Annotated in this window: 12 protein-coding genes; 9 read left to right on the top strand and 3 right to left on the bottom strand. The window is 62.8% G+C overall.

Annotated features, from left to right (window positions below; genetic code table 11):
* Nucleotides 1–125 precede the first annotated feature (125 nt).
* The 3 genes from M2281_RS20965 to M2281_RS20955 all read left to right on the top strand — a co-directional run bounded on the left by M2281_RS20965 (nt 126) and on the right by M2281_RS20955 (nt 3,703).
* On the top strand, nt 126–2,441 hold the full coding sequence (locus tag M2281_RS20965) for a putative bifunctional diguanylate cyclase/phosphodiesterase (RefSeq protein WP_280823124.1): 2,316 nt from the start codon (nt 126–128) through the stop codon (nt 2,439–2,441).
* A 153-nt stretch (nt 2,442–2,594) separates the two neighbouring features.
* Nucleotides 2,595–3,368, top strand: a complete 774-nt coding sequence (locus tag M2281_RS20960) for an N-acyl amino acid synthase FeeM domain-containing protein (protein ID WP_280823123.1) — start codon at nt 2,595–2,597, stop codon at nt 3,366–3,368.
* 185 nt (nt 3,369–3,553) lie between these two features.
* Complete coding sequence (locus M2281_RS20955; RefSeq protein ID WP_280823122.1) at nt 3,554–3,703, top strand: DUF3096 domain-containing protein; 150 nt, start codon at nt 3,554–3,556, stop codon at nt 3,701–3,703.
* A 15-nt stretch (nt 3,704–3,718) separates the two neighbouring features.
* Here the strand turns inward: M2281_RS20955 and M2281_RS20950 are convergent, their stop codons facing one another.
* A complete protein-coding gene (locus tag M2281_RS20950; protein ID WP_280823121.1) occupies nt 3,719–4,390 on the bottom strand; it encodes a hypothetical protein in 672 nt (223 codons plus the stop codon).
* 316 nt (nt 4,391–4,706) lie between these two features.
* On the opposite strand from M2281_RS20950, the gene M2281_RS20945 reads away from it, so the two are divergent.
* The 6 genes from M2281_RS20945 to M2281_RS20920 all read left to right on the top strand — a co-directional run bounded on the left by M2281_RS20945 (nt 4,707) and on the right by M2281_RS20920 (nt 9,970).
* Nucleotides 4,707–4,934, top strand: a complete 228-nt coding sequence (locus tag M2281_RS20945) for an aa3-type cytochrome c oxidase subunit IV (protein WP_280823120.1) — start codon at nt 4,707–4,709, stop codon at nt 4,932–4,934.
* Nucleotides 4,935–5,019: 85 nt separating this feature from the next.
* A complete protein-coding gene (locus tag M2281_RS20940) occupies nt 5,020–6,279 on the top strand; it encodes a Re/Si-specific NAD(P)(+) transhydrogenase subunit alpha (protein WP_280823119.1) in 1,260 nt (419 codons plus the stop codon).
* Complete coding sequence (locus M2281_RS20935) at nt 6,279–6,707, top strand: proton-translocating transhydrogenase family protein (RefSeq protein WP_280823118.1); 429 nt, start codon at nt 6,279–6,281, stop codon at nt 6,705–6,707. The genes M2281_RS20940 and M2281_RS20935 overlap by 1 nt, the downstream gene beginning before the upstream one ends.
* Nucleotides 6,708–6,714: 7 nt before the next feature.
* The gene (locus tag M2281_RS20930; protein WP_280823117.1) at nt 6,715–8,115 is read left to right on the top strand and encodes an NAD(P)(+) transhydrogenase (Re/Si-specific) subunit beta; all 1,401 of its coding nucleotides are present in this window, start codon (nt 6,715–6,717) and stop codon (nt 8,113–8,115) included.
* A 174-nt stretch (nt 8,116–8,289) separates the two neighbouring features.
* On the top strand, nt 8,290–9,129 hold the full coding sequence (locus M2281_RS20925) for a transporter substrate-binding domain-containing protein (protein WP_280823116.1): 840 nt from the start codon (nt 8,290–8,292) through the stop codon (nt 9,127–9,129).
* Nucleotides 9,130–9,133: 4 nt separating this feature from the next.
* Entirely contained in the window at nt 9,134–9,970 is an 837-nt protein-coding gene (locus M2281_RS20920; protein ID WP_280823115.1) for an amino acid ABC transporter permease, read from the top strand.
* A gap of 21 nt (nt 9,971–9,991) precedes the next feature.
* On the opposite strand, the gene M2281_RS20915 is transcribed toward M2281_RS20920, so the two are convergent.
* Nucleotides 9,992–11,419, bottom strand: coding sequence for an MFS transporter (locus M2281_RS20915; protein ID WP_280823114.1), 1,428 nt, complete (start codon nt 11,417–11,419; stop codon nt 9,992–9,994).
* Nucleotides 11,416–12,066: a helix-turn-helix transcriptional regulator gene (locus M2281_RS20910; RefSeq protein WP_280823113.1), complete on the bottom strand. Its 651-nt coding sequence runs from the start codon at nt 12,064–12,066 to the stop codon at nt 11,416–11,418. The genes M2281_RS20915 and M2281_RS20910 overlap by 4 nt, the downstream gene beginning before the upstream one ends.
* Between the last annotated feature and the right edge of the window lie 110 nt (nt 12,067–12,176).

The raw sequence follows: 12,176 nt of genomic DNA, 5'->3' as shown, positions 1-12,176 counted from the left end.
GCATCCACCCGCTCTTCATCTCCTCCAAAGGTGCTGAACCAATTGCAAATGCCGGTTTTCCGGGGATTTATAAGCCTTTCTTAAGGGGGGCATGAGATAAGCAAGGCTCATTTGGGTCGCAGGTGATGGTCAAAAAGCGAACCGACGACGTCCCTGTCGACGTCTACGTTCAGTTCATTCGCTCGCTTTTCGACAACGTGCACATGGTGCTCGTGGGCGCCATCTGCCACGGCCTGATCGCCTATATGGTCTATTGGAGGAGCGGCGAGACGTTTTTCGTCGCGATGGCGGTAGCTTTGCTGGCCGTTGGTGCGTGGCGCTATCTCAGCCTGCTCAGATTTCATCGCGTCGGGACAATCGATGACGCAGAATCGGCCTGGCGCTGGGAGCGGGACTATATCTTCAAGGGCGCGATCCAGGGCTTTCTGCTGGGCACGTTCGGTTTCGTGGCGATCTACATCTATCACGATGCGTACGCCGAATTAGGTGCCGCTTCGGTGGTGCTGGGTTCCATCGTCTCCGTGGTCGGCCGCAATTACGGATCACCGCGCATGGTGGCAATCTTCGCCACCACCTTCGTCGGGCCGATTGCACTGGCGCTGATCCTGCGGCTCGACACGCCGCATATCGTGCTTGGCCTGCTCATTATTCCGTTCTTCTTCATCATCAAGGCCAGCGCTGCCAATGTGCGCAGCGTGCTGTTCTCGGCCGTGGTCGGCCAGAAGCAGGCCAAGCAATACGCCCAGCGCTTCAATCGTGCGCTCAACACCATGTCCCACGGCCTGGTCATGCTCGGGCCTGACGGAAACGTGGTGGTCGCCAATGCCGAAGCGGCTCACCTCATGTCGGTCAAGTCGCCCGATGCCCTGCTCGGGCGATCCATCCATTCGCTGCTCAAGCGCGGCGTGGCGGGAGGCATGCTGGCGGCGAGCGATTGCCGATATGTCGAGGCCCAGCTGACGCGGGCGCTGCGCGAGGGGCGGGACCGCAAGGTCCTGGTTTCATTTACGAACGGCCAGCACTACGAGTTTTCCGCGCGTGAAGGCGATCAGGAACTCGGCGTCATCACTTTCGAGGACGTTACCCAGCGTGTGGAGGCGGAAGAGAAGATCCGCACCATGGCCCGTTACGACAACCTGACCGACCTGCCGAATCGAGCCTATTTCCACGAGATCGTGGCGGAGCTCCTGTCTGCCGGTGACCGCGAGCGCCTGTGCGCGCTTGCCGTCCTGGATCTCGACGATTTCAAAAGCGTCAACGACACCTTGGGACATCCTGTCGGCGACGGCCTGATCTATGCCGCGGCCGAGCGGCTCGCGGCCATGGCGGGCGACGACATCAAAGTCAGCCGGTTTGGCGGCGACGAATTCATGGTCTTCTTCAACCGGGTTGAAGATGAAACCCACCTGGCGGCCATGCTGGACGGCATCTTTGCCGGTCTGCAGGGTGATGTGGATGTGGCCGGCCACGTGCTGCGTATTCAAGCCAGCGGCGGAGCGGTGCTTTCTCGGGTCGAGGACGGCGATGTCGACTCGATGATCGTCAAGGCGGACCTGGCCATGTACAAGGCCAAGGAGCTTGGCAAAAACGGCTGGCGGCTGTTCGAGCTGGCCATGGATGCGGCGTTCCGTGACAAGCAGCTCCTGAAAGCCGATTTGCGCACCACCGTCGAGGCCAAGGGGCTGCGCGTTGTGTTTCAGCCGATCGTGGCGATGGAGACCATGCGCATTGCCAGCTGCGAGGCGCTGTGCCGCTGGGACCATCCCGAACTCGGTCCCATCTCGCCGGCCATATTCATCCCGCTAGCCGAAGAAATGGGTATCATTTCCGACATCAGCACCTTCGTGCTGCATGCCGCCTGCCAGGAATGCATGAAGTGGCCGGGGCAGATTGGCGTGTCGGTCAATCTCTCGGCCAAGGACTTCCGCTCCCGGGAGGTGGTTGAGAAGGTCGCCGGGGCGCTGGCCGCCGCGGGCCTGGCGCCGCATCGACTGGAAATCGAGGTCACTGAAACGGTGCTCCTCGACGACAAGTCGCAAACCCGACAGTATATCGAAGAGATCAAGCAGCTTGGCGTACGGATCGCGCTGGACGATTTCGGCACCGGCTATTCGAGCCTCAGCTATCTGCACAAGCTGCCGCTGGACAAGATCAAGATCGATCGCAGCTTCCTCATCGACGTGACGCGCAACAAGCGCTCCCTGGAACTGCTCAAGGGAATCGTCGATCTCTCTCGCCCTCTGGGGCTGGCCGTCACGGTCGAAGGCGTCGAGACCTTCGAGCAGTTGAAGTTACTCGCATTGACCGTCAAGCCCGATCTCCTGCAGGGCTTTTTGTTCGGCTCGGCGCTTAGCGCCTCTGGCATTGAAACCATGTCCAGCACGATCTGGCCATTTGCCAGCGACGACAAGGTTGCGGCCAAAACCACCACTCGCGTCTAGTTTTCCAGCAATCGGGCCCTTCGGTCGAACTCTCGACATCTTGCCGAAATATTAAGGTTAACGATAGGTAAACGGGATTGCATCAAGTTTTATGTTTGATCGCAAAAACGCATCGTTTACCTTGTCCGTGGTGGACAGGGGGTACGACCAGAAATGCGGAATACAGGACCGGCGACGGACGGCGTTGGCGCGCGTGCGCGTGAGACGGAAGTCCATTCGCCTTTTGCGCGCAACATTTTCTCGCTTCTAGAGCGAATCGAGTATCGCGTATGCGACGGCGGTGAGGATTTGGAGGCCATCTACAGGCTTCGCTACAACTCTTATCTCGACGTCGGCATGGTCAAGCCCGATGCATCGCGCATGGTGGCCGACAAATACGACGAGATGCCGAATTCCTATCGCTTTGGCGTTTTTTTCGAAGGGAACCTCGTCAGCACAATCAGGCTCCATTATGCGAGCCCGGAATTTCCGGTGGCGCCGAGCACTGAAGTGTTTGCAGACGAGCTCCAGCCGCGCGTTGCCGCCGGCGAAAGCTTCATCGATCCCAGCCGCTTTGCCGCCGACCTGCAGTGGTCGAGCCAGCTGCGCGTGCTGCCTTACATCACGCTACGGCTGGCGGTGGTAGCCTGCAAATACTTCAACCCGACCTTTTGCCTGACGGCGGTCAAGGAAGAGCACGCTGCCTTCTATCAACGCATCTTCCGTTCAGTGCAAGCGGCCGAGCCGCGAATGTATCCAGGCCTGACGATGCCGGTCCATCTTTACCAATCGCGCTGCTCCGACAATATGGAAGACACGATCCAGCGTTTCCCGTTCTTCCGTTCGACGGCCTTCGAGCAACGTATGCTGTTCCAGAGACCGGCGATGGGTGAGGTGGCCCCGCTGACGATCCTGCCGACGGCCAAGTACTATAGCGACGCGGCCTGAGGGTGACGGTTCCGGCGCGCCTTGCGCCGGCTAAGTTACTCCCGGAAATCAGAGTTGTAGTGAACCCTTTGGGTGGCTTCGACGTTTTGGCTGGGGACGCGAAGTTTGCGATTAGCGCTTTTGCACCCTTCGGTTCGGACGTCGCGACGCCGGCCTCTGCCGGCGTCCGTAAAAAGGGAAGCTAGATGACCATTTCCACCTTGGCCATAACGCCACTTGTTTCGCTGATCGCCGGCATCCTCATTTTGGTGATGCCGCGACTGCTCAACTACATCGTTGCCTTCTATCTCATCATCATCGGGCTTGCCGGCCTGTTCCCGCACCTGGCGGGATAAATTGCGGCCGAGGGCTTACCACCGCTGCGCGTAGCTGGCGCGCAGGGTGCCGCTGGGGCGTTGGGCGGCAAGGTTGTCGATATTGGCGCTGAGGTTGACGCCTTGAATCACCTTATGTTCGACGCCGACGCTTGCCTGCCATTCCTGGTCCCTGCTTGAGCGGGTGCCGCGCGCAAAAAGCGATGTTCCCTTGGTTTTGGAAAGGACGCGGATGGTCTTGCTGGCGCGGGCGTCTACGCGGTGGTCGCTGGCGGTGCGGTCGTAGTCGAGGCTGTAGAGGTCTTCGATCTGCGCCGCCAGATCGGGCGTCAGGTCCAGCGAGCGTGACTTGCTCAGCCAGACGGATCGACGGCCGGTGAGGCCGTTCAGCCTGACCTCGATCTGCGCGTCGCCGCCGTCTTTCCGCTGGGATGGGACCCTCACCGAACTCCAGAACTTGACCGGATGCGCCGTGCGTGCAGGAGCGAAATCGCACTGAAAATCGGTGAAGCTGATCTCCGTGCCGGCGCTAGCTTCCAGCTCCGTTGGCAGATGGCTGCCCATGCGCATGGCATAGGATGAGTCCGATAGCTGGCTTGGCGTCCAGATCAAAGGCGTGTCGGAGGCCTGCGCCGCTTGCGCGATGGGCAGGATGGCGGAGGCGAGGCATAGGGCGCTCGCCAGTATGCGAAGCATCGAATCCGTCATGATTATTCCAGGCGGCCACGCCTCATTGCAGAAGGGTAGGGCTGGTTGCTGAGATTTAGGACGTCTAACAGCTTGAGCCGGCCGGCCAAAACACGAATGCGCGAGTTGCTGCGTTCCCGCTTCGCATGTTGCAGATGGCACACGCAATATTTGCCGGTTTTCCTGCCTTAGGCATCGAAACGAGTCGATCGGCGGCGCGTCCGGGCGAATTCGTTCACCAGACCCGCCGTCGGCGGGGCATAGCGACATCACGGCCATTGCCCTAGTCGCCGCTTTTCGCTATGTGCGCAGAAACAGCTTTTCGGAGGTTTTTTTTATGGCTGACCATTCGCCTGCCGGTCCGGTCGAAACGGGCGCCCAGATGGACTATCATGAGCATGAGCGCACCTACGCCACGTTCCTGGTGCTCGCCAAGTACGGCGTGCTCGTCTGCGTCGCTCTCATGATCGCGATGGCCTTCGGGTTCTTCACCACCGCCGGCTTCTTCTCCGCGACCGTTCTGTTCATCGTCATCTGTGCCGTTGGCGGTTTCATCCTCCGGTAGCCGGAACACATATTCGTTCTGAGGCGCTGGGCCCGGCGCCATGGCGGGCCACGCCGATGGTGTTTTAGCCGAGGGGGGCCGCGCCGTGACACAGACGATCTTTATTCCGAAGGAAATCGATCCTTCCGAGCCGCGCGTTGCGGCATCTCCTGAAACGGTGAAACGGCTGACTGGCCTCGGCTTCGACGTGATCGTCGAAGCCGGCGCCGGGCTTAGCTCGCGCATCACCGATGCCGACTACACCACTACCGGCGCGAAGATCGGCAAGGCCGCCGACGCGGCCAAGGCCGACGTGGTGCTGAAGGTGCGCCGCCCGACCGATGCCGAGCTCAAGGGCTACAAGTCCGGCGCGGCGGTCATCGCCATCATGGACCCTTATGGCAACGACGCGGCGGTCGCCGCAATGGCCAAGGCCGGCATCACCGCCTTCTCCATGGAATTCATGCCGCGCATCACCCGCGCGCAGGTGATGGACGTGCTGTCCTCGCAGGCAAACCTTGCCGGCTATCAGGCAGTCATCGACGCTGCAGCCGAATATGACCGCGCGCTGCCGATGATGATGACGGCGGCAGGCACCGTGCCCGCGGCCAAGGTGTTCATCATGGGCGTCGGCGTTGCCGGCCTGCAGGCGATCGCCACCGCACGTCGGCTCGGCGCGGTCGTCACCGCCACCGACGTCCGCCCGGCCGCCAAGGAGCAGGTCGCCTCGCTCGGCGCGAAATTCCTGGCCGTCGAGGATGAGGAGTTCAAAGCAGCCGAGACGGCGGGCGGCTACGCCAAGGAAATGTCCAAGGAGTACCAGGCCAAGCAGGCAGCACTCACCGCCGAGCACATCGCCAAACAGGACATCGTCATCACCACGGCGCTGATCCCCGGCCGCCCGGCGCCGAAGCTGGTTTCGGCCGCGATGGTAGCCTCGATGAAGCCCGGTTCGGTGCTGATCGATCTGGCCGTCGAACGCGGCGGCAATGTCGAGGGCGCTGTTCCCGGCAAGATCGTCACCACCGACAATGGCGTGAAGATCGTCGGCCATCTCAACGTGCCGGGCCGCGTCGCGGCTTCGGCCTCGCTGCTCTACGCCAAGAACCTTTTTGCCTTCCTCGAGACCATGGTCGACAAGGGGACAAAACAGTTGGCGATCAATCGCGAGGACGAGCTGGTCAAGGCCACCATGCTGACCGACGGCGGCAAGGTCGTGCACCCGGCGTTCGCCGAGGCAGCGGCGAAGGCGGCCGAAACGCCGGCTAAGCCAGAGGCCGCCGAGAAACCGGCCAAGCCGGCTGCGGCTAAGAAACCGGCGGCAGCCAAGAAGCCTGCGGTCAAGAAGTCCAAGGGGGATGCGTGATGGACAAGACCTCTCTCGAACAGGCGCTCGACCAGCTCGACCAGGCGGTCGCGGCCGTGCGCCTCGGTGTCCAGGACCTGGTGCATACACAGGGCGCGGCTGAGGCAGCCGGGGCTGCCGCACACGCGGCTTCCGGCGGAGCGATCGATCCGTTCGTTTTCCGCTTTGCCATCTTCGTGCTGGCGATCTTCGTCGGCTACTACGTCGTCTGGTCGGTGACCCCGGCGCTGCACACGCCGCTGATGGCGGTGACCAACGCGATCTCCTCGGTCATTGTGGTGGGCGCGCTTCTGGCGGTCGGCATCGCGGCCTCGGGCCTGGCCACCGGCTTCGGCTTCGTCGCTCTCATGCTGGTATCGGTCAACATCTTCGGCGGCTTCCTCGTCACCCAGCGCATGCTGGCCATGTACAAGAAGAAGGAAAAGTGAGCCGGCCATGAACGCGAACCTCGCTTCCTTCCTCTATCTCGTCTCCGGCATCCTGTTCATCCTCGCGCTGCGCGGCCTCTCGCATCCGACGACCAGCCGCCAGGGCAACATCTACGGCATGATCGGCATGGCGATCGCCATCGTCACCACGCTGGCCCTGGCCACGCCGTCGTTGGGCGGCTTTGCACTGATCGTGCTCGGCCTGGCCGTCGGCGGCACCGTGGGTGCCGTGGTTGCCAGGCGCATCGCCATGACCGCGATGCCGCAGCTGGTTGCCGCCTTCCACAGCCTCGTCGGCTTTGCTGCCGTGATGGTTGCCGCGGCCGCTATGTATGCGCCCGAAAGCTTCGGCATTGGTGCGCTCGGCTCAATCCATGGCCAGGCGCTGGTGGAAATGAGCCTGGGCGTCGCCATCGGCGCCATCACCTTCACCGGCTCGGTCATCGCCTTCCTGAAGCTCGACGGACGCATGTCGGGAAAGCCGATCATGTTGCCGGCACGCCATCTCATCAACATCGCGCTGGGCGCGGCGCTGGTCGCGCTGATCGTGGCGCTGGTGGTGACCCAGAGCCACTTCGTGTTCTGGCTGATCGTGCTGCTCTCGCTGGCACTTGGCGTTCTGCTCATCATCCCGATCGGCGGCGCCGACATGCCGGTCGTGGTGTCGATGCTCAACTCCTATTCGGGCTGGGCGGCGGCGGCGCTGGGCTTCACGCTGGGCAATCTGGCGCTGATCATCACCGGCGCGCTGGTCGGCTCCTCGGGTGCGATCCTGTCCTACATTATGTGCAAGGGCATGAACCGCTCCTTCATCTCGGTCATTCTCGGCGGCTTCGGCGGCGAGACGGCAGCGGTGAGCGCAGGCGACGGTGTCGAGCGTACGGTCAAGCAGGGCTCGGCCGACGACGCGGCCTATCTGATGATGAACGCGCAGAAGGTCATCATCGTGCCGGGCTACGGTATGGCGGTGGCGCAGGCGCAGCACGCCTTGCGCGAAATGGCCGACAAGCTGAAGGCCAACGGCGTCGAGGTGAAATACGCCATCCACCCGGTTGCCGGCCGCATGCCGGGCCACATGAACGTGCTGCTCGCCGAGGCCAACGTGCCTTACGATGAAGTGTTCGAGCTCGAGGACATCAACTCCGAGTTCGCGCAGGCCGACGTGGCCTATGTCATCGGCGCCAACGACGTCACTAACCCCTCGGCGCGCGACGACAAGTCTTCGCCCATCTACGGCATGCCGATCCTCGACGTCGACAAGGCGCGCACCTGCCTGTTCGTCAAGCGCTCGCTCGGCTCCGGCTATGCTGGCATCGACAACACGCTGTTCTACAAGGACGGCACGATGATGCTCTTGGGCGACGCCAAGAAGATGACAGAGGAAATCGTCAAGGCGATGGATCACTGAGGCATTGAAGTTCTGGGAAGGGGTCGGCTTAGCCGGCCCCTTTTTCTTGCGGGTCGGCATTTGATAGCTTGCCGGGTTTGTATAGACATGGTTGAAATTGGCCAAGCCGGCACGCAAGACCGGGATAGAGCGTCGGGAACGCAGGCCATGAGCACAAGAATGGGAAACCTTACGATGAAACGGATTGTTGCAGCGGCAGCCGCACTGGGCTGCGTGATGGCGGGTGTCGCTTCGGCTCAGGCCGGCGAGACGCTAGACCGCGTGATGAAGAACAAGGTTCTCCTGGAAGTAACCGACCAGGCATATCCGCCGTTCTCCTTCATGAACGACAAGGGCGAGATGGACGGCTTCGACATCGACGTGGCGAAGGAATTCGCCAAGCGCCTCGGCGTCGACTTCAAGGTCGAGACCCCGTCCTGGGCGATTATCACCGCCGGCAACTGGAAGGGCCGCTGGGACATCTGCATCTGCTCGATGACGCCGACGAAGGAACGCGCCGAAGTGCTCGACTTCACCAACGAGTACTATGCTGCGCCGGCTGTCATCGTCGTCAACAGCGACAACAACGACATCAAGAGTGCCGCTGACCTCAGCGGCAAGAAGCTCGGCGCCGAAGCCGGCACGACCTATGAAAAATACATCGAAAAGCAGCTGGTCATCGACGTTCCCGGCGTGGACCCGGTCAAGCCGGAGTTCCCCTTCGACGACGCGACTGCCGTGCCTTACGATTCCGAAGACACCGCCTTCCAGGATCTGGGACTCGGCGGCGGCAAGCGCCTCGACGCGATCGTCAGCGGCTATCTGACCGCCAAGGAACGCATTGCCAAGTCCGACGGCAAGTTCAAGATGGTCGGCGACACGCTCTATGCCGAACCGATCTGGGTTGCCGTGGACAAGGGCGATCCGGAATGGGACGCCAAGATCAAGGAAATCTTCACCGCTATGGAGGCCGACGGCACGCTGGCCAAGATCTCCGACAAGTGGGTCGGCAAGGACATCTCCAGCAAGCAGTAATCTGGTGGCAAGCGAGACAATCGAAACAGCCGAGGGCGGGACGCTTCTCCCGCCCAAGGTTACCGACAAACGGGGCCGGTTCTTTCAGCTCAGGGTGGCTGGCGTCTGGGCAGTGCTGTTGGCGCTGTTCGTGCTGTTCTTCCTGAGCTTCGGCCTCGATTTTCCCTTCATCCTAGACAAGTTTCCTGCCCTGGCAGGGTTCAGGCTGACCAAGGATGGCTTCATCCAGGGCGCGGCGCTGACGCTGTTCGTGTGCTTCTTCGCCATAGCGGCGTCGATCGTGCTCGGGCTCCTGTCGTCCCTAGCGCGTCTGTCCAACAGCGCCCTGTTCTATGGCCTGTCGACTTTCTACACCTCGTTCTTCCGCGGCACGCCGCTCCTGGTGCAGATCTTCCTGATCTATCTCGGCCTGCCGCAGATCGGGCCGGTGCCTGCTGCTATCCCGTCGGGCATCATCGCGCTGTCGCTCAACTATGGCGCCTATCTCAGCGAAATCTTCCGCTCCGGCATCCTTTCGGTGCCGCTGGGCCAGCGTGAGGCGGGCGCCTCGCTCGGCCTGCACCGGTTGCAGATCATGTGGAAGATCGTGCTGCCTCAGGCCATGCGCATCGTCATCCCGCCCACGGGCTCGCAGTTCATCGCCATGCTGAAGGATTCCTCCCTCATCTCGGTGATGGGCGTGTGGGAGATCATGTTCCTGGCCCAGTCCTTCGGCCGCGCCAGCTATCGCTATATCGAGATGCTGACCACGGCGGCGCTGATCTACTGGATCCTGTCCTTCATGTTCGAGATGGTGCAGGCCAGGCTCGAGGCCCATTACGGCAGGGGCTACAAGCGCTGACCTTTAACGTTGGCCCGGCCGTCATGCGACGGCCGGTGCTTCCGGGCGTCTGATCAGGCGGACCGCCGCGCTCACGCCGATCAGCGTCAGCGGTACGAAGGCGATGAACAGCCAACTCGCAACATGCCGGGCCGTATCGCCCGAGAGCCCGTCGGCAAAGCCGGCGGCGTTGGCGATGATGCCGCTGGAGGCCGCACCCACCGCATAGCCGATACGCTGCATGGTCGGCACCGCCGAGGAGGCGACGGTGCTTTCCGTCGGCTTGGCGGCGGCGACGATGACGCGGGTGACGAACGGCCAGGCCATGCCGAAACCACCGCCCTGCAGAAGCGCGCAGAACAGGATCAGCGGGATGAAGCCCGACGGCACCGCATAGGCAAAGCCCGCGACGCCGGCGGCGATCATGGCTGCGCCCGTCACGATAATGGCCTTCTCGCGATGCACCGGCGCGTTGGCGACGCTGATCGACAGGATCGACCAGGCGATCGACTCGGCAGCGATGATGTAGCCGCTGGTGAGCAGCGAGATGCCGTGCAGGCTGGTGAGCAGCAGCGGGCCGTAGACCGTGAAGGAGCAGGTCGCGACCGAGAAGGCGGCCACCATGATCATGCCGCTGCCGACCGGCGTGTTCCAGTCCAAAGGCCGCGAAGGGAAGAGCCGCGACAATGGCTTGCGCGCATCGAGCGCGAAGAAGAGGGCGAGCCCGGCAAGGCCCAAGACCAGCAGTACCGACGAGCGCAGCAGTTCGATGCGCACACCGGCCAGCGCGATCAGCACCACGCTGACCGCCAGTGTGCCAAGCGCCACGAAGGGGAAGGGGGGCAGCTTGCCGGTGGCAGCCTGACGGCGCGTGGCCGTAGGGCCGCGCAGCACCGCAAAGCAGGCCAGTGCCATGCCGCCGCCGCCGAAAAAGAAGATGCCGAACGCCCAGCGCCAGGAGAGGAATTGCGCGATTACCGCCCCGAGCATCGGGCCGCTGAAGACAGCAACGCCCCAGACCGCCGACATGACGCCGAAAAGCTGCGGCCAGATGTTGCGTGGAAACAGACGTTCGACCGAAACGAAAGCCAGCGAAACCAGCGCGCCGCCCCCGAGGCCTTCGATCAGCCGGCCGGCGAGGAAGACGGGCATGGAAGGCGCCAGGGCACAGACGACCGCGCCGGTTGCGTAAAGCAGCGCCGCCGCCACCATGTTGCTGCGCAGCGGCACGTAGCTGACCAGGCGACCGGCGGCAGCGCCCGCCACGATGGCGCCGATCTCGTAGATTGCGAGCGACCAGCCGACCAGCTCGACGCCTGAAAGTTCGCCGACCATGGCCGGCATGACGGTTGCCACCATGGTCTCGTTGGTGGCGTGCAGCAGGATGCCGAGGGAGATGAAGACGAAGCGGGCAAGGTCGCCGCTGGCCCACAATGCCCGCCAGTCGACCTGGGGCTTTTCGATGCTCATGTGCGTTGCCCCTCCGAGGCGGACTGAATGCGATAGGCGCAGCGGCGCGCGCCTTCGAGGATGTAATCGATGCGTTCGACGCTGACGTCGTCACCCAGCACCTGCCGGAAGAGGGCAAGCTCCGAGCGGCAGAAATTGCGGCAGCTGCTAGCCGCCGCGCAGATCGGGCAGTGGTTTTCCGCAAGCAGCCATGCGCCGCCCGGAAGTTGCTCGGCTTCGGCGAGGTAGCCTTCCTGCAAGCGGATCTCGGCGAGTGCCGCCACGCGCTCTCCCAGCCCATGCAGGCCGGCTAGCGCTGCATCGTAGCGGCGCAGCATCTGGCGTTCCCGTTCGCCAATCAGCCGGTCGAGCCCATCCTCGCCGAACAGGCCGCGCACCGAATCCAGCATCTCGACGGTCAGGACCGCGTGGCTGTCGGGAAAGCGCTTCTGCGCCTCGTCGGTCAGCCGCCAGTAGCGCTCCGGCCGGCCGACACGACCCGCGCGGTCCTCGAAGCCGACGAGGTCGTTTTCAAGCAGGTTGTTGAGGTGCTTGCGCGCGCCGGGCGCGGTGATGTCGAGATGGATGGCGATGGCGGCTGTCGTCTGGTCGCCGCGAAATTTCAGAAGCCGCAGGATGCGGTCTTCCCCGGGACTGATGTCTGGCATGGCTGTCCACTCAATTAAGAAACCAATTGGTTTTTAAATTAAGCGGACGCTGCGGGCAATGGATGGGCGATGCTGGATCAAGCGATCCGGCGCTGCTGGTGCAGAGAGGG

Origin of the sequence: Pseudaminobacter soli (ex Li et al. 2025) (genome assembly GCF_029892515.1) — a bacterium.
Lineage (GTDB): Bacteria > Pseudomonadota > Alphaproteobacteria > Rhizobiales > Rhizobiaceae > Pseudaminobacter > Pseudaminobacter soli_A.
The sequence above is the reverse complement of the archived record's forward strand: the minus strand, read 5'-3'. Positions and strand labels throughout refer to the sequence as shown.